Source organism: Amycolatopsis sp. DSM 110486 (assembly GCF_019468465.1).
Taxonomy (GTDB): domain Bacteria; phylum Actinomycetota; class Actinomycetes; order Mycobacteriales; family Pseudonocardiaceae; genus Amycolatopsis.
Genome location: NZ_CP080519.1, coordinates 8132072 through 8150090, shown reverse-complemented (window position 1 = coordinate 8150090; position 18019 = coordinate 8132072). Strand labels below are relative to the sequence as shown.

Here is an 18019-nt window from a genome sequence, read left to right as displayed (position 1 = left end):
AACCCGATCTTCCCAGAAGCCCGCGCGGGTACCTGAAGCGATCTTCAGGGTTCTTCAGGACCGCTTCAGCACGGCCTCGCCAAGCTCGTGCCGAGGCGCCGAGTGCGGCGCGACGAGGCCGGGGAGAGAGCGGATGCAACCAGACACAGTGGACAGTCCCGTCGCAGCGGGAGTGCGGCAGGTCGTCAAGATCCACGGACGCGGCGACACGGCGGTGCGGGCCTTGGACCACGTGACCCTCGACTTCCCGGCGCGGCGGTTCACCTCCGTGCTCGGGCCGTCGGGCTCCGGCAAATCCACGCTGATGCATTGTCTCGCCGGACTGGACACCGTGGACGCCGGCAGCGTCCGGATCGGACGGACCGAGCTCACCGGGCTCTCCGACTCGGCGCTCACCCGGCTGCGCCGCGACCACGTCGGGTTCGTGTTCCAGTCGTTCAACCTGCTGCCGACCATGACGGCCGAGGAGAACATCCTGCTCGGCCTGCGCCTGGCCGGCCGCAAGCCCGACCCGGCGTGGTTGCGTGTGGTCGTCGACGCGCTCGGCCTGCGGCAACGCCTGCGCCACCACCCTGGGGAACTGTCCGGCGGCCAGCAACAGCGCGTGGCGTGCGCGCGGGCGCTGATCGGGCGGCCGCAGGTCGTGTTCGCCGACGAGCCCACGGGCAACCTCGACTCGCGCTCTGGTGCCGAGGTGCTCGGTTTCCTGCGCGCGTCGGTGCGCGAGCTGGGCCAGACGGTGGTGATGGTGACGCACGATCCCGTCGCTGCCTCCTACACCGACCACGGCGTGCTGCTGGCGGACGGTCGCGTCGCCGCCCACGTGCCCCGTCCGACGGCCGACTCCGTGCTGGCCGCGCTGACCGGCCTGGGGGTGTGATGCTGCGCGTCATCGCCGCGGGGGTCCGGGCCCGGCCCCTGCGCCTGCTGCTCTCAGCCGTCGCGATCGCCCTCGGCGTGGCGTTCGTGTCCGGTTCGTTCATCCTGTCCGGGGCCGTCGGAGCCGGGCTCCGCGACGCCGTATCCGTCCACCTGCGCGGGGTCGACGCTGTCGTCAGCCAGACCCGCGGCGCGGCCCTGGACGACGCGCTGCTCGCGAAGGTGCGCGCAGCGCCTGGCGTCGCAGCGGCGGAGGGCCGCGTCACCGTGAGCGCGCCGATCCGCGACGCCTCCGGGCACGCGACCGACGCGGCCGCCACCGCGCTGCCCGCCGACGCCGCGTTGCGGCCGTTCGACCTGGCCGGTGGCCGGTTCCCTCAGCAGCCCGGAGAGCTCGCGATGGAAGAAACCACCGCCCAAGACTTCTCGCTCGGGCAGCAGGTAACGCTGTTCGATCAGCAGGGCAAAGAACACGCCTACACGCTCGTCGGCACCTTCAGCCGGCCGACGGACGCCGGGATCGGGGCCGACGACCTGGTCCTGACACCCGAGGGGCTGCGCCAGGTGGCACCCGGCGCGGAGTTCGACGAGATTGTGGTGCGGGCGGCGCAGGGGGTCGCCCCGTCTCAACTCGTCGCCGACCTCGACCAGGCGGTCGGTGGCAACGGGATCTCTGTGACCACCGGCAGCAAAGCCGGGGCCGAACTGCTGAGCACGACCGCGCCCGATTCGGCGGAGCTCACGAAGTTCTTCACCGCGTTCGCCGTGCTGGCGATGGTCGTGGCCGCGATGGTGATCGCCAACGCGTTCACCATCCTGGTCGCGCAGCGCGCGAACGAGCTGGCGCTGCTGAGGTGCGTGGGCGCCGGGAAGCGGCAGGTCTTCGGCGCGGTGCTGGCCGAAGCGGCCGTGGTCGGGGTGGTGGCGTCCGTCGTGGGCCTGTTCGGCGGACTCGGGGTGGCCGCCGCACTGCAGGTGATCACAGGCTCGCCCGGGGCGCCGGTGTACGTCCCGCTCACCGCGCGGACGGCGGTGCTGGCGCTCGTCGTCGGCGTGCTGGTCACGGTGCTGGCGGCCGTGCCCCCGGCTCGGGCCGCGACGCGGGTGGCGCCCGTGGCGGCGTTGCGAAAGCCGGTCGAAGGGCGTCAGGCCCGCGCGGGACGGCCCCGAGCGATCGTCGCGGCCGTGCTGTTCGTGGCCGGAATCGGGGCGGCGGTGGCCGCGCTCGCGGCGGAGGCCCAGGACGGCGCGGTGCTGGCCGTCGCCGCGATGGTCGCGTTGCTCGGCGCGCTGCTCGCGGTCGGGCCACTGCTGGCCGGACCCGCCGTGCGAGCGCTGGGCGCCGTCACCTCTCCGGTGCTGGGTGAGCCGGCGAAGCTCGCGGCACTCAACGCCGATCGCAACCCCCGTCGGACGGCCGCAACCGCTGCGGCGCTGACCATCGGGCTGGCCGTCGTCGCGCTCGTGACCACGGTGACCGCGGGCGTCGAGGCCGGCCGCGGCCAAGGCGTGGAGGAGCAGCTGCGAGCAGAGTTCACGGTGACGTCGGTGGTCAACGGGCAAGGACTGCCCGCGACCCTGCCTGCGACGCTCGCGGCGGTGCCGGGGGTCGCGGCCACGACGTCGGTCACCGAGTTCACGGGCGACCTCGGCTCGCTCGGTGGCTACGGCATGACCGCCGTGCGCGGCGACTCGCTCGGCACGCTGCTGCGGCCGGTGGTCGTCTCCGGTGCACTCGACCGGCTCGGCCCGGGCGAGCTGGCCGTGAGCCGGCAGCTGTCCGAAGAGACCGGGCTGGCGGCGGGCGCGACCGTGCGCACGGCTTCGGGGTCGTCGCTGCGGGTCGTGGCCGTTTACGACAGCGTCGACGCGCCGGGCGCCGACCTCGGCCTCGCGCTCGTCGACCTGGGTGAGCTGCCGAAGATCGCGATGCCGGACAGCGAACACGACGGCAGTGTGCTGGTGAAACTCGCTCCGGACGCCGACGCCGACCAGGTCGGGACCGCGCTGGATCGGGCGCTGGAACCGACTCCGCTGGCGAAGCTGAACACGGTCGCGGACCTGGAAGACCAGCTGTCGGCGCCGTTGCGCAGCACGCTCGACCTGCTGTGGGCGCTGACCGCGCTCGCCGTGCTGATCGCGTTCGCCGGGATCGCCAACACGCTGTCGCTCTCGGTCCTCGAACGCACACGCGAATCGGCCCTGCTGCGGGCTCTCGGCCTGACGAGGGGCGGCCTGCGTGCGGCACTGGCAGCCGAGTCGGTGTTCGTCGCCGTGTTCGGCGCGACCTGCGGCCTGCTGCTTGGGATCGGCTCGGCGTGGCTGATCGCCCGCGTGGCCTCGACCGACGCCGAGCCCGTGCTCTTCACGCTGCCCTGGGCCCGCCTCGCGGTGCTGCTGGCCGCCGCCGTGCTCGCGGCCCCGATCGCAGCGGCACTGCCGGCCCGGCGCGCCGCCCGGGGCTCGCTCATCGCCGGGATGGCCGAGCAGTGACCTTCGCTGTCCACTGAGAACGTCCGTTTTTTACGCCCGCCGGCGGCAAATCGGGAAGGCGCCGCCCATGAAAATCGGCCCGCCGGCGGATTCCCCGTGTCCGATAAGGGAGATCCGGCGAACGACACGCAGTCCACGGCGCCGGACACGGAGGTTTCACCGCCGCGGGCCACTACACGCGGCGCACCTCTTCGCCGGCGCCAAAGCCAACGGCCTGTCGGACGATATTCAAGATCATGACCGGAGACCATAGAAACACCACACGGCCTTGGGTAACCGTAAACACCCTGCCCCCACGCTCAATCGGCGCGGATCACCACACGAAAACCAAGCGGAGATAATGCGTCGAAATCCCGAACAATGTCGCGCTTAACCTGGCAGGAAAGGCCCCCGCCGAGCAAGCAGAGCATGAATCCCACCTGCACGGCGGCAGTTTGCGTAGACTACTAGCCGAACGCCCACAACCCTCCCAAGGTCGGTTGACAGAAGACCACCGTCTGTCGACGATGGAATTCGCAACACGACTGACAACGTTGTCAACACAACGCATCGGGAGCGACGTGACCCAGGTGAATCGCAGACGTTTCCTGTCCGGTGGAATCGCCGTCGCCGGTGGGGGTGTGCTCGGGGCGTTCGGGTTGAGCGGCGTCGCCGGTGCTGTTCCCGGCGCGACCGCGGGCGGCCATCCGTTCCGCGTCGACGGGCGTGAGATCACCGGCGGCTGGAGCTTCGCGGCGGCCGACGGTACGCCGGTGACCGGGGCGCAGCTGGCCAGCGGGCGGCAAGTCGCCGGGTTGAAGCCGGCCGTGGTGCCGGGAACACCGCTCACCAGCATGATCGCGAACGGCGAGTACCCCGATCCGCTCTACGGCCACATCGTGACCGACACGGTCCCGGACACGCTCAAGGACACCGGCTACTGGTACCGGGTCGCGTTCCCCGTGCCACGGCTGGTGCCGGGCCAGCGGTTCTGGCTCCAGTTCGACGGCATCAACTACCTCGGCACCATCTGGCTCGACGGCGCCGAGGTCGGCACCGTCGAGGGCGCGTTCAAGCGCGGCGTCTTCGACGTCACGGACATCGTCGCGAAGGCGGACGGCACGGCGCACCTCGCGGTGCTCGTCGGCAAGCTGGACCACTCCGAACAGCCGTCGTTGCCGAGCTACGCCAGCGGCGTGACCCGCGGCGGGCGCAACGGCGGCAAAACCGGGATCACCTTGGAGAACGGGCCGACATTCTTCTGCGCGGCGGGCTGGGATTGGCTGCCCACCATCCCCGACCGGGACCTCGGCATCTGGCAGCCGGTCACCTGGTCCACCACCGGCCCGGTCCGGCTGACCGACGTGCGCGTGGACCCCACTCTCTCGGCCGACCTGGGCACGGCCGACATCACGATCGACCTCGGCCTCGACAGCGCCTTCGGCACGTCGAAAACCGTGGTGGTGAAGGGATCCCTCGACGGTCGCGACTTCGAAAAGACCGTGACCGCGGCGGCCGGCGCGTCCTCGGTCACGCTGACGTCGAAGGACATCGCGGCGCTGCGGTTGAGCCGCCCGAAGCTGTGGTGGCCCAACGGGTACGGCGACCCCCACCGCTACCGGCTGACGATCGCCGTCGAGGCCGGTGGTCAGGTCCACGACGAGCGGACGGTGGACTTCGGCGTCCGGCGGATCGAGTACACCAAGCCGATCCAGTCACCGTCCGGTTCGCCGGCCGACTGCCTGGCGATCACCGTCAACAACCAGCCGATCATGGTGATGGGCGGCAACTGGGGCCTTGACGAAGCACTCAAGCGCATCCCGCGCGAACGCCTGCGCGATCAGGTGCGGCTGCACCGCGACGCCAACCTCAACCTGATCCGCAACTGGAACGGCCAGAGCAGCACGGAAGATTTCTTCGACGCGTGCGACGAGTTCGGCATCCTCGTCTGGCAGGACTTCTTCTGCTCGACCGAAGGCCCGCCGCCGGAGAACTTCGCCCGCGACCTGGACAACATCCGCGACTGCATCGTGCGGTTCCGCAACCACCCGTCGATCCTGCTGTGGTGCGGGGGCAACGAAGGCCCGCCGCCGCAGCCGCTCATCGACGGCCTGGACGCGCTGGTCGCCGAGCTGGACCCCCAGCGCGCCTCGCTGACCAGCTCGGCCGGCGACACCGGCAAGGACCCCATCGGCGGGTACAGCTCGGGCGGGCCGTACCACTGGGTCACGCCGAGCACCCACTTCTCCCTCAACGACGGCACGCGCTGGCCGCCGTTCCACAATGAGGTGGGCTCGTACTCGATCCCGACGCTGGAGTTCATCAAGAAGATGCTCCCCGAAGCGTCGTGGGAGCACCCGGACGACTTCTGGGCCGATCGCGACGTCAACGGCAACGGCGGCAACGGCGGCGGCGCGGGGTACCTCCAGCTCACCGCCCAGCGCTACGGCGAACTGCGCAACCTCCCGGACTTCGCCCGCAAGTCCCAGCTGATGAACTACGAGTGCATCAAGGCGATCTACGAGGCGCACGCCGCGAACATGGCCAGTGCCGCGCCGGGCAAGCCGTACCCGCGCACCGGCGTCATCATGTGGATGACCAACCCGGCGCAGCCCAGCTTCGTCTGGCAGATGTACAGCCACGACCTCGAGGCGCACTCGTCGTTCTACGCGGTGCAGCACGCGTGCCGCAGGGTCAACGTGATCCTCGACAGCCAGACCCTCGACGTCGTGGTGGCCAACCACACCCGGACGGCGGTGAAGGGCACCGTCGCCGCGACTCTCTACGACTTGACCGGCGCGGAGTTCGCGAGCACGTCCTTGCGCGTCGGCGGGGCGGCGGCGTCCGACCACACCGTGATCGGCGGCATCGCCGAGCAGCTCAAGGGCACGCCCTCCGACATCGCCTTCGTCCGGCTCGTGTTCGAGGATTCGCGCGGCGCGGAACTGGTCCGCAACTTCTACTGGCTCGAGAACCCGGCCCGGCCCGCGGGATTCACGAGCCTGGACGACGCCCCCGCCGCCGCCGTCTCCGTCACGGCCGACGCGGACCACGGGCGCGACGGCCTCGAGCTGACGGTGGAGGTCGAGAACATCGGCGAAGCCGTGGCGCTGATGGTGCACCTCCAGGTGTACGACACCCGGACCGGCGAACGCGTGCTCCCGGCCACCTTCAGCGACAACTACCTGAACCTGGCGGGCCGCGAGTCGAGGTCCGTGCGGGTGCGGCTGACCGACGAGCAGACCCAGCACCGGACCGTCGGCGTTCGGGTCGACGGCTGGAAGATCGACCAGCGCGCCTCGCGGCTGCGGGGCCACGGCGTGGCAGTCACCTTCAACCAGGCGGCGTTGTCTACCCACCCGTCGAAGAACACCTTCGGCCGGTAACCGTCCGACGGTCCCGGTGGTGGGCGCGACCCCCAAAACGACGCGCCCGCCACCGGGTCTCCCCCGGCGTTCCCCCTCGTTCGCCGTGACCCCAGGGTCGCCTACGCCGTCCTCGTTTCGTCCTCGCCTTGATATCTGCGGCTCCAACCTGCGCGTTTCGGATCGGGCGCCGGGCGCTAGCCTTGAGACCGAGGGGGGATGTGCATGAGGTTCCGGATTCTCGGGACGCTGGAAGTGCGGGCGTACGGGGACCGGGTCCTCCTGGTGAGCCCGCGTCAGCAGCGGGCGCTCGCCGCCCTTCTGCTCAGTCCCAACTCGGTCGTTCCGGTGGAGCGCATGATCGACGCGCTGTGGGAGGACGAGCCACCGACGACGGCGGTGAAGCAGGTGCGCAACTGTGTTTCCGCGCTGCGGGCCCGGCTCGGTGAGACCGGCGGGGTGATCGTCACCGACGGGCCCGGGTACCGCCTGCAGACCGACGCCGACGACCTCGACTCACTCCGGTTCCGCCGCCACGTCGCGACCGCGCGGGGGCTCGCCGGGCAGGTGAAGCTCGTCGACGCCGTCGAGGAGATCCGCGGCGCGCTCGCCCTCTGGCGTGGCCCGGCGCTCGACGGGCTGCGGACGACCACGCTGGCCGGTCGGGCCGCGCTGCTCGACGAACAGCGCGCCGACGCCGTCGAGCTCTGCGCGGAATGGCAGCTGCGGCTCGGCGAAACGGGCGAGGTGGTCCGCGAGCTGAGCGCGTTCTGCGGTGAGCACCCGATGCGCGAATCGTCCCACCTGCTGCTGATGCGCGCGCTCGCGGAGGAAGGCCGCTACGCCGAAGCTTCGACGCTGTTCCACGGCCTGCGCCGGCGGCTGGCCGACGAGCTCGGCGTGGACCCGAACCCCGACCTGCGCCGGCTCCACGAGCAGATCCTGGCCGACGCCACGCCCACCGCCGCGATTGCCGTCACTCCCGTCCCCGAGCCCGAGCCGGAATCCCCGCCGGATCACCACTTCGGCCATGCGGTCACGGAGCTGGCCGAAGCCGTCACGTGGCAGTGGCGGGCCGAAGCCGAGCTGCGTTCACTGCACCGGCCGCAGCCGATCACCCTGCGGTGGTCGGCGGGCACGCGGCCGGGAAAGCCGGCTCTGCGGGGCGACCTCGACGACATCGCGGAGACCTATTCGGAGCTGCCGGTGCGGCAGCTGGTCGTGCTCGGCGATCCCGGCTCCGGAAAGTCGGTGCTCGCACTGGTGCTGACGCTGGAGCTGTTGCGCACCCGGGCCCCGGACGCCCCGGTACCGGTCCTGCTGTCGCTGGCTTCGTGGGACCCGCGGCGCGAACACCTCGACCGGTGGCTGGCGGGGCGGCTCGCCGACAACCACCCGGCCCTGCTCAACGCCCGCGAGTACGGACCCGACGCGCCCACCCGGCTCGTCCTCGGCGGCCACGTGGTCCCCGTCCTCGACGGGCTCGACGAAATGCCGGCCGACTTGCGCGTCGCGGCGCTCGACGCACTGGACCAGACCATGGCCGTGGGCCGCTCACTGGTCTTGACCTGCCGCTCCGCCGAGTACGAGCAAGTGACGCGCGAGTCCGGCACCGTGATGAGCTCGGCCACCGTGGTGCGGCTCGAACCCGTCAGCCGCCAGGAGGCGATCACCTACCTGTCCGCGCGGGAAAGCGCCGGGTCCGACCGCTGGCGTCCCGTGGCCGAGCGGCTGCGCCGGGACCCCGACGGGCCGCTGGGGCGCGTGCTGCGGACACCGTTGATGGTCGACCTTGCGCGGATCGGCTACGGCCGCCCCGGCGAGGATCCCGCGGAACTGCTCGCCGCGGAAGACGCGGCGGCGCTGGAAGCGCAGTTGCTCGACTCGTTCCTCCCCCACGCCTACGCGCAGGTGCCACAGCCGCCGGGGCGGAACCCGAAGACCAGCCCGTCCGGGCGGTACACGGCAGCACAGGCGAACCGCTGGCTGGGTTTCCTGGCCCGGCACCTCGAGCGGGCACGCAGCCGCGACCTGGCCTGGTGGCAGCTCCACCGGGCGGTTCCCGCCGGGACCCGGGCCGGACTGGTCGGTGTGCTGATCGCGCTGTTCTTCCTCGCCACCGGCTGGTTGTCCGACGGGCCGGCGCTCGCCGCGATCTACGCCCTCTCGTTCGGCGGCGCCGGTTACCTGACCCACCGCTTCGGGCGCCCGCCGGAGCCCCTGCGCACCGAACTGCGTTTCGCCGGCGCCGCGGGCAAGTTCGCCGGCCGGTTCGCGGTCGGCGCGGTGGTGGGCGTCCTGCTCGGGCTGGGCTGGTCGCTGGCCCCCGGGCTGGTCGTCTTCCTGGCGCTCGTGTTCGGCGTGGTGTTCGCGGTGCACGTCTGGCTCGCGAAACCCGTCGACGCCAGCCGGGTGTCGAGCCCGGCGACGATCCTGCGCAACGAACGGACCGGTGCGATCGCGCTGTCCGTCTCCTTCCTGGTGTCCGGGGGGCTGTTCGACGGGATCGCGTTCGCCTTCACCGCGCAGACGCGGTTCCTGCCGGTGCTGGGCGGCCGGTTCGACCTGGCGCTCGCGATCGCCGGCGGGCTGGCGGGAGCGTTGTTCGGGTTCTTCATGGCCCGTGGCGTCGCCGCTGTGTGCTACGGCCTCGCGGGCGCGATCGCCGGTGGGCAGGTGTTCCCTCCGGCGACGGACCCGGTGCTGCCGTTCGTGGTCGGCGTGTGTTTCGGCGGGGGCATCGGCCTGGCGGTGCTGGTGACGCGCGCCTGGGGGAACTACTTCGTCCACCACCTCTGGCTCGCCACGACCGGCCGGCTTCCCTGGCGGCTCATGCACTTCCTCGACGACGCCCACCGCCGCGGTGTCCTGCGGCAGGCCGGCGGCGTCTACCAGTTCCGCCACGCCCGCGTGCAGGAGCGGCTGGCCGACGCCGAGCACGACCGGTAGATCCCTCCGGCGGTTGTACATCGGGACCGCGGTGGCGCAGAGTGCGTAGCTGACGAACCATCGGCCAGGAGGTGTCATGACCGGCGAGGAAATCGTGCTCGGTCCCCTACCGAAGGGGATCACGCTCGCCCAGGAGGGCATGCGCGACAAGGTGTGGAACGTGCTCGGGCACACCTACTCCATGAAGGCGGCGAGCGAATCGAGCTTCGCGTTCGAGACCCTCGACCCGCCCGGAACCGGCGTCCCGCCGCACGTGCACCCGACGCAGGACGAGCACATCTACATCCTGGAAGGCGTGTTCACCCTCTACCTCGACGGCGCGTGGGAAACCGCGGGCCCCGGCGACACGGTCCGGATGCCCAGGGGCCTGCCCCACGCGTACTACAACCGCAGCGAAGGCATCACCCGCGGACTGTTCTGGGTGAGCCCGGCCGGGCGGCTCGCCGAACTGTTCGACAAGCTGCACAACCTCGAGGACCCGGCCGAGGTCGTCCGGGTGTCGGCGCTGCACGATGTCAACTTCCTGCCGCCGGGTTCGGTGGAGGGCGCCTGAACCCTCACTTGTTCACCTGCTGCTGCGAGCCACCCGAAGCCTGCGCGTAGCCGGTGACGATCGCCTCGAGCGTCGCCGCGTCGATCACGTCTTCGAGGCGGGAAAAGCCGCCCGGAGCGCGACGTTCGACCTCGTCGATCACGTTCTCCGGCCCGCCCTGGCGGTTGCGGAGCACGATCTCGCCGGTGGCCGCGAGGCGATCGGCCTGGTACGCCGCGAGCGCCTCGGCGGGATCGGCGTGCCGCGCCAGGTTGTGGCCGAGACTGGTGGCGTCGAGGATCGCCTGGCCGGCGCCGTTGGAGCCCATCGGGTACATCGGGTGGGCGGCGTCGCCGAGCAGCGTCACGCGTCCGTGCGACCAGGCGGGCAGCGGGTCGCGGTCGCACATCGGGAACTCGAAGATCTCCTCGGTGGCCTCGACCAGCGCGACGTGGTCGACCACCAGCGACCGGAATCGTCCGAGGTAGCGGGCGAGCTCGGCCCGGTCGCCGGGTTTGGCCCAGTCCTGCCGCTCCGGCGGGGCGGCACCGGGCTGCCCGGTGCGGATGCAGACGGCCCAGTTGGTGAGCCGGGTGCCTGTGCTCAGGCCCGGGGCGATCGGGTAGATCACCAGCTTCGCCGCGGTGCCGCCGGCGACGATCATCGATCGTCCGCCGTCGAACTCCGGCCAGTCTGTGGCGCCGCGCCACATCATGACGCCGTTCCAACGGGGCGGGCCCTCCGCCGGGAACAGCAGCGACCGCACGGCCGAGTGGATTCCGTCGGCCGCCACCAGGATGTCGCCGGGAACCGTGATCTCCGTGCCGCTTCGCCGGTCGGCGAAATGCGCGCGGACGCCGTGGGCATCCTGGTCGAACCCGGTCAGCCGGTGCCCGGTCCGCACCGCGTCGGGGCCGAGCCGGTCCCGGACCGCGCGTAGCAACATGCCCTGGAGCCGGCCCCGGTGCAGGCAGAACTGGGGAAGCGTGAAGCCCGCGTCGAGCCCGCACGGCCGGCGCAGGATCACCTGCCCGAGCCGATGGGTGTAGAACAGCTCGCGGGTGCGGATCCCGACTTCGTCCAGCGCGTCGAGCAGCCCCAGCGCGGCGAGCTCCTTGACCGCGTGAGGCAAGGCGTTGATCCCGACACCCAGCTCGGAGATCCGCTCGCTCTGCTCGTGGACGACGCACTCGATGCCCTCGTGGTGCAGCCGCAACGCCGCGGTCAGCCCCCCGACCCCCGCTCCGACGATGACGACCTTCACGGCCACCTCCCCTGGTTCGACCCCGAGTGCCAGCATCACGGAGACGGGAGATCCGCACCACCCCCCGAGCGGTGGTGGTGCGGTGGCGGGTCGAGTTCCCGGGACCAAATCTCAACGATCTTGGCTATCAATGGGCCGTTGGATGGAGATTGGGCATCGCTGGGCCATTCGAGTGGGGCTCTGCGGCTCGCCGGAGCTCCGTCCGGCCAGGAAATGGTGATGCCGTGCAGGTCTGGAAGACATCCGGCGGCTTACCCGCGGCGGGAGCAGCCCGTCGATGGCGTGCACCACCCGGCCCGCCAGAAAACGTGGCGATCCCCCGGCGACGGCAACCCGAGGCAACAGCGCCGAACCCGCCCCTACGGGAGGAACCCGAACCCATGACCTGCGATGGCGCTCGTTCGGCCAGGTCAAGCGATGTGCCGCACTTCCCTGACACGGAAGCGGTCACTAGTGCCAGCCCATTACCGCGCGCCGACTGAAACCGAAGGTCAGAAGCCCTGTTCCTGCATGCGGGGCAGAGTTTCTGTCGTCAGATGGTGATCAAATGGCGATGGCCACAGCCTCGGTCGAGCCGCTGCGGGAACCACGACACCAGCTTCGCCTGCTCCCCGGGTACACCGCAACTGCCCTGGTTCAGCTCTAGCGCATCGAGGTTGAACGTCACCCGGCCGACTTCACGGATCTGCGCAGCAGGCGGCGGGGCGGGCACTCCCGCGCGGTCGGCGAGCCACCCGGCCGAGCCGCCCAGGCGATGGGGCTGCCGGCCCACGACGTGACGGCGCTGCGCAAGGCCGGCCCCTCCACAACATCGGCCTGCACGGCGTGCCGGCGAGCGGCCTCGACAAAGCCGGGGCCGCTCTCGGTGACCGAATGGGAACGGATCCGGCTCAGCGCGTGCTACACCGAGCGGATACTCAGCCGGCCGGGCTTCGCCGCGAACGCCCGCTGCGTGTCGCCGGCGACGTCCAGCTCGTCCGGTACCTCGACCGCGTCCACGCCGAACGTGTTCGGCCGACGGTGCGAACTGTTCGCGCGGTCCCGGCGCCATTCCGCATTGTCGAACTGTCTGAGCTTCGGAACGCCGCTCACCAGCTCGGCCTCGTCTGTTACCCGTCAGCCAGCCCGAGCTGCCGGAGAAGCCCGAGGTCGTCGAGCCGGCCCCAGCGCTCGACGATCCGGTCACCCGAGATCCGGAAGACGTTGATGCCGCGCAGCGTCAAGGTTTTGCCGGAGCCGGGCACACCCATCAGCTCGCCACGGTGCGTGCCGCTCGCGGTGAACACCTCGACCACGATGTCGCCCTCCGCGATCAGCCGGTCCAGGTCGCTGTGCCAGTCGGGCAGGGCCTGCCGGAACATGGCGGCTGCCATGCGCATGCCCTCGGGTCCCTCCGGGGCGCCGGGGAACGGCGGGTCGTGGTTGACGAAGCTGGGGTCCAGGTAGCGATTGACGGCGCTGAGGTCGCCCTTGGTGAACAGTTCCTGGATGAACGCGTCTACAAGATGCTTGCTGTGTTCTGTAGTCATGCCGCTCATCGTCTGGCCCAACCGGTACCCAAACCATCCCAACGATCTGGGATTTCCATTTCCGCCGCTCGCGAGTGACACTGTGGACATGGCGAGATCCGGCCGCGCCGAGCAGGACCTCCTTCGGCTGTGTCACGGTGGCATGGACCGCGAGGGCGTGCGGCGCGAGGTACTCCGGGCGCTGCGCCGGCTGATCCCGAACGACGCGGCATTCCTGGCGACGGCGGATCCGGAGACGCTGCTGCTCACAGGCGCATGGCCGGACGAGCCGCTCGGCACGGTGACGCAGTTGTTCCTGGATAACGAGTTCGGCCGGGACGACGTGAACAAGTTCGCCACCCTGGCCACCGCCGCGCGGCCGGTGGCCAGCTTGGACTCGACGACCCGCCGCGACCGGCCGGCCAGCGAACGCTACCGCGAGATCATGCGCCCGCTCGGTCTCGGCGATGAGTTGCGGTCCGCGTTGATCGCGGGTGGCCAGTGCTGGGGCTACCTGTGCCTGCATCGCGAAGACCATGAACTTGGCTTCACCGCGGCAGAAGCGGCCACCCTCGCCCGCGTTTCCCCACACATCGCCCAGGCCCTGCGCAACACCATGCTGCTGCCGGGCTCCCCGGCCGCCGACCCCGCATTACGGCCCGGAGTCGTGCTACTCGCCGACGACCTCAGCACGATCGCTATGACCCCGGAGGCCGAGCACCTGCTCTCGTTGCTCGAGCCCGGCCAGCTGCCGCTGCCCGTGGCCGTCTACGGCGTCGCGGCGGCCCTTCGCGGCCTCGAGCGGCACCCCGCAGGCCCGCTACCCAGCACCCGGGTCCGCACCCGCGCCGGACCCTGGCTCAACCTGCACGCCTCCCGCCTTGCCGGGCCGCCCGACGCCGCGCACATCACCGTCGTCGCGGAACCCGTGGAGCCCCGCGCCGCCGTGCCGCTCATGCTCTCTGCGCACGGACTCACCGCACGCGAGGCCGAGGTTGCCACCCTCGTACTGCGCGGCAACCCGACCCGCACGATTTCCGCGACCCTCCACATCTCCGCGCACACCGTGCAAGATCATCTCAAGGCCGTCTTCGACAAGACCGGCGTCCGCAGCCGACGCGACCTCGTCGCCCTCCTGCTGAGCCCGCCACCGCCCTGACCGGGCCATCGCGTGCATCCATCGACGAACCCCTCACGCTCCGTCCGACGCGCCTTGATCAGCTCCTGAGTTCGCCATCGCGCCGGCCTCCCACAACTCGAGTCGCCGCGACAGTCGGTGGCCCACAACGGCGACCACCATCGGCACTGCGACCGCAGCCCGGGTTTTGAGGAAATCGAGCACAACGGATTACCGGCCATGACCGATACTGACATCGGCGCCCACCGAACCGCCAACGCGACCACTTCTCACCGATATTGATCATGAATCGGGAATAGCGACGTGTTGATGGGCGCCGCGGTGTGCTGGGGGACGGGTCAAGCTTGCGCAGCGCATTGGAACATTTTCGCTGCCCGAGGGGCGGCTGAGGTCAATGCTGATCGATCGCAGCTGCAGGGCGCGCGGTGGGTCGGACGTCTCCGACCGCAGATATCGAATGCGTGGATAGTCGTTGAAGACTGCTGGAGTTCATGAGGAGCAGCTCGAGGCGTTGACCACCGTGGTAACCGAGCGATTGCCGATGCGTGGCACCCTCAGTGCAGCTTGGCCCACGCTTCGTTGATCATCGCTGCGCACGCCGCCGGGTCGTTGTATTCCTTCGTGTCGTCGCCGAGGGGCTTGAGCTGGATCGTCAGGACGGCATCCGTTCGTTGGCACACCACGACCGACGTCTTGTCCGGCGAGAGCTGCTCGGACGGCGCCAGGTTGTTGTGCAGAACGCAGGACACGTCGCCTACTTGGCGGAGTTCGTTGATGGGGCCGGCGAGGCCGCTGTTCTTGTCCTCGTACGGGATCGCGAGTCCCGGGGCGTGCGCCCGCACCGCGGTGATCTGAAACGAGTGTGTGAAGTCCACGGCGGTGTAGGTCTGCACCAGCGCCGGCGCACCGTAAGCGACGGAAATGCGGTTGCCGTTCTCCCGGTCGTTGGTGGCGTTGCGCTGGGCGAACTGGCGGTGGGCGTAGTCGTCTTTGACCTTGACCGGATAGACATCTGCCCGGTCGACGCCGCCCAGCGTGTCTGGCGCCTTGAGCGGCAGTCCGCTGACCACGCCGGAGTCGTGCGCGCTCAGGAACCACGGCACGCCAACGCCGGCCGCACCGACCACGAGACCGATCGCAGCGCCTATCGCCAGAAAACTCCAGCGGGAGCGACGCGGTGGTGCGGCGACGATGGGTGTCTCCACGAGTTCCGGTACATCCTCGGTCACGAGCAATCCTTCAAGAGACAACGGCGATGTCGATCACTGAATCGACGGACGGCTGATGTTCGTTACCGGGGCTTTGTAACGTCTTGTGGACGGTCTGAACCAACCGGAACAGCCGTTGGTCCGTTCGGCAGACTCGGTGTTGCTGAAGGTCAGCGGCCTACCGCGACAAAGCAGACATAGTGCCGCGGTTGTATGTCGCTTGTGGCGACCCTGCCCGTGTCACCCTGGGTGGGGACTCCGCAGGCACAGTCGCCGCCGGTCTTCGCGGGGTGATCGGCTCCGGTGGAAGGCCTGTTCCGCCAGCTGCTGCTCCACAGTGGAGCCCTGCGCACGCGTCCCGCCGATACCGCGGCCGACTCCGTCGAGCAGCTGGCGCCCCGGCTGCGGGTGCACGTGCGAGCCCTCCGTGTCGTCGGCGCGAGCGAACTGGTCGCCGCGATCTCCCCGAAGTGGCGGTTCGGCCCGTCGCGACGGCGTCCTCGAGGCCGCGTTCCGCACACACGCCCGCGACCAAAGTGGCCGCACCACCGCGCAAAGCGAGTTTCACCTGAGTCGAGCGAATGAACGACGGCGACCGGGCGTCCCCAATGGACAAATCGTGGCAGGTGCCCTCACCAGTCCTCAATCCTCGTTAGGGTGGTGGTCATGACGTCGCGATCGGCTCCCATGACCTTCGTAAGGCGCTTCGACCATGTCGGCATCACCGTCGCCGACCTCGACGCCGTGACCGCGTTCTTCGTCGGCCTCGGGCTGGAGGCCGACCCGAAGATGGCCGTCGAGGGCGAGTTCCTGGACACGGTGATCGGCATGACCGCCGCCCGCACCGAGATCGTCATGCTGCGACCGCCCGGCGGAGGTACGACCTTGGAGCTCTCGAGCTTCACACGGCCGGACCATCTGCCGGGTTCGCCTGCCGCGCCGGCCAACGAGCTGGGCCTGCGCAACGTCGCCTTTGAGGTGCACGACCTGCACGCCGCAGTCGACCAGGCCGCAGCCGACGGCTACGGCCTGGTGGGCGGCATCGGCGAATACGAGGGCGTGTGGCGGATGGCCTACATCCGCGGGCCCGAAGGAATCATCGTCTCGTTGGCCGAGCGCATCGAGAAGTAAGGAGACATCATGAGCACGACCGTGACCGACGAACAGATCCAGGCTCTGGCCGCGACCGCGAAGCCCTACAGCTTGGTGCTCCTTCAGTGGGGTCCGGAGCGGACCACGGACGGCGCGGACGCGATCGAACTCGAACACCAGCGACGGATGGTGTCGCTGCGCGCTGAGGGGGTGATCGCGATCCTGTGCCCGGTCGCCTCCGACACCATGGCCGGCGTCGCGATCATGACCGTGCCGGCCGAAGAAGCCACGGAGATCATGGCCAAGGACCCCTGCGTGCGAGCCGGGATGATGCGCTGCGAGGTTCTCCCGTGCCACGGATTCCCCGGAGACGCCCTTCCCGCATGAACGATCCCGGCCAGGGCAATCAGCATGCCCCGGCCTACGCGTGGCGGCAGGCAGTGCGACCGCGCAACTACGACCGCGGCAACGTGACGACGATGTGCTGGCGACCCGCACGCGCGTCGCCGAGGCCGCGGCGCAGCTGCACGACAGCCTCGGCCCGGTTCGCACCACCATCTCCGCGGTCGCCGAGCTCGCCGGCGGCCGGCCCAACCCGAAACCGCCGACCGCACCCAGATCGGCACCAGCCTCGAGCACTGGACCGCCTGGCTGCTCGCCGACCCCGACGTCCGCGGCGCCCAGGCCTTCGCCGGCGCCTGGCATCTCATCGCCAAGGACGCCGTCACCTGCCATGCGCGCCGGAGGTCCCCTCGCCCGCACCATCCAACACTTACCCGACGGAGCCCAGGTCCACCTCATGCCCGACCAGTCACCCACGAGCGCCGACGAGACGTGGCTCGCTTATGTCGAGCTCGACGTGTTCGCCGACTACGGCAGCTTCCTCGTCCAAGACGACACCGCCCGCCCCGACACCAACCGCGCCTTCATCACTGACCTGATGAACAACCTCGTCGCCGCCACCGACGGCGCCATCGGCGTCGGCACCGCCCGCCGCCGCACCCTGCCCGTCATCCTCGACGTCCGCACCACCCCGCCCGACGACAACCTTGACGACTGGGACCACGTCACCGAAGCCGGCCTCCGCATCACCAGCGGCCGCATCGTCGTGTCCAAACTCGACTACCGACCCACCACTCCCCGCACCGCCGTCCCACCCGGCAACTACACCGCCCACACCTACGCCAAAGGCTTCGACACCATCTCCGACGACCGAATCCACGGCGACGACACTTACCACGTCGTCCTTTGGCCCGGCCCCGTCGCCGAACCCCACGTTCTCAAGCGACACCCGCGCCTTCCCATCCCTGGCTGAACAAGACGCGGCCGCACCGCTCCGCGTGGTGGCCAGTACGAACCGCAACATCGGCCGCCCGAACCGGTGCCGGCGCTGTGGATGCCACTGACTGATGCCGGCCGATAGAACGGGATCTCTTCGCGGAACACGCCGGTCAGCTGCCGCGCCAACGGATCGGCCCGGTCGGCCAGGCGGTTCGCCAGCTCGGGGATGTGCCGGACGGCCCTCATGGGACCGCGACGAGGGAACCTGCTCGTCCGCCTCATCAGAAGAATCGCACACAGTGCGTTCGATCCCCTTCCCTTGCGGGCCGGG

At 70.2% G+C, this 18019-nt stretch carries 13 protein-coding genes; 9 read left to right on the top strand and 4 right to left on the bottom strand.

All coding sequences use genetic code 11. From position 1 onward, the window contains the following. Positions 1 to 133: 133 nt before the first annotated feature. The 5 genes from K1T34_RS39535 to K1T34_RS39515 all read left to right on the top strand — a co-directional run bounded on the left by K1T34_RS39535 (position 134) and on the right by K1T34_RS39515 (position 10218). Positions 134 to 880, top strand: a complete 747-nt coding sequence (locus K1T34_RS39535; protein ID WP_220239816.1) for an ABC transporter ATP-binding protein — start codon at positions 134 to 136, stop codon at positions 878 to 880. Next, the gene (locus tag K1T34_RS39530) at positions 880 to 3372 is read left to right on the top strand and encodes an FtsX-like permease family protein (RefSeq protein WP_220239815.1); all 2493 of its coding nucleotides are present in this window, start codon (positions 880 to 882) and stop codon (positions 3370 to 3372) included. The genes K1T34_RS39535 and K1T34_RS39530 overlap by 1 nt, the downstream gene beginning before the upstream one ends. A 560-nt stretch (positions 3373 to 3932) precedes the next feature. Then, positions 3933 to 6737, top strand: a complete 2805-nt coding sequence (locus tag K1T34_RS39525) for a glycoside hydrolase family 2 TIM barrel-domain containing protein (RefSeq protein WP_220239814.1) — start codon at positions 3933 to 3935, stop codon at positions 6735 to 6737. A 204-nt stretch (positions 6738 to 6941) separates the two neighbouring features. Beyond that, complete coding sequence (locus K1T34_RS39520; RefSeq protein WP_220239813.1) at positions 6942 to 9665, top strand: BTAD domain-containing putative transcriptional regulator; 2724 nt, start codon at positions 6942 to 6944, stop codon at positions 9663 to 9665. Between the two features lie 76 nt (positions 9666 to 9741). After that, positions 9742 to 10218, top strand: coding sequence for a cupin domain-containing protein (locus tag K1T34_RS39515; protein WP_220239812.1), 477 nt, complete (start codon positions 9742 to 9744; stop codon positions 10216 to 10218). Positions 10219 to 10222: 4 nt separating this feature from the next. Here K1T34_RS39515 and K1T34_RS39510 read toward each other — a convergent pair whose 3' ends face one another. From K1T34_RS39510 to K1T34_RS39500, 3 genes are all read right to left on the bottom strand, one after another. After that, positions 10223 to 11497 carry a flavin-dependent oxidoreductase gene (locus K1T34_RS39510; RefSeq protein ID WP_255637886.1) on the bottom strand — a complete coding sequence of 425 codons (1275 nt, stop codon included), beginning with the start codon at positions 11495 to 11497 and terminating at the stop codon, positions 10223 to 10225. 496 nt (positions 11498 to 11993) lie between these two features. Next, positions 11994 to 12233 (bottom strand): hypothetical protein, encoded by a 240-nt coding sequence (locus K1T34_RS39505; protein WP_220239811.1) that lies wholly within the window; start codon positions 12231 to 12233, stop codon positions 11994 to 11996. Positions 12234 to 12570: 337 nt separating this feature from the next. Continuing rightward, complete coding sequence (locus K1T34_RS39500) at positions 12571 to 12990, bottom strand: ester cyclase (RefSeq protein WP_220239810.1); 420 nt, start codon at positions 12988 to 12990, stop codon at positions 12571 to 12573. Between K1T34_RS39500 and K1T34_RS39495 the strand changes: the two genes are divergently transcribed. Further along, complete coding sequence (locus tag K1T34_RS39495) at positions 12989 to 14128, top strand: LuxR C-terminal-related transcriptional regulator (protein WP_255637885.1); 1140 nt, start codon at positions 12989 to 12991, stop codon at positions 14126 to 14128. The two genes, K1T34_RS39500 and K1T34_RS39495, sit on opposite strands and share 2 nt — an antisense overlap. 533 nt (positions 14129 to 14661) lie before the next feature. On the opposite strand, the gene K1T34_RS39490 is transcribed toward K1T34_RS39495, so the two are convergent. Beyond that, positions 14662 to 15312, bottom strand: coding sequence for a hypothetical protein (locus K1T34_RS39490; protein ID WP_220239809.1), 651 nt, complete (start codon positions 15310 to 15312; stop codon positions 14662 to 14664). Between the two features lie 690 nt (positions 15313 to 16002). Between K1T34_RS39490 and K1T34_RS39485 the strand changes: the two genes are divergently transcribed. From K1T34_RS39485 to K1T34_RS39475, 3 genes are all read left to right on the top strand, one after another. Next, positions 16003 to 16446 carry a VOC family protein gene (locus K1T34_RS39485; protein WP_220239808.1) on the top strand — a complete coding sequence of 148 codons (444 nt, stop codon included), beginning with the start codon at positions 16003 to 16005 and terminating at the stop codon, positions 16444 to 16446. Positions 16447 to 16455: 9 nt separating this feature from the next. Beyond that, on the top strand, positions 16456 to 16794 hold the full coding sequence (locus tag K1T34_RS39480; RefSeq protein WP_220239807.1) for a hypothetical protein: 339 nt from the start codon (positions 16456 to 16458) through the stop codon (positions 16792 to 16794). 412 nt (positions 16795 to 17206) lie between these two features. Next, the gene (locus K1T34_RS39475) at positions 17207 to 17722 is read left to right on the top strand and encodes a hypothetical protein (RefSeq protein WP_220239806.1); all 516 of its coding nucleotides are present in this window, start codon (positions 17207 to 17209) and stop codon (positions 17720 to 17722) included. Positions 17723 to 18019 lie beyond the last annotated feature (297 nt).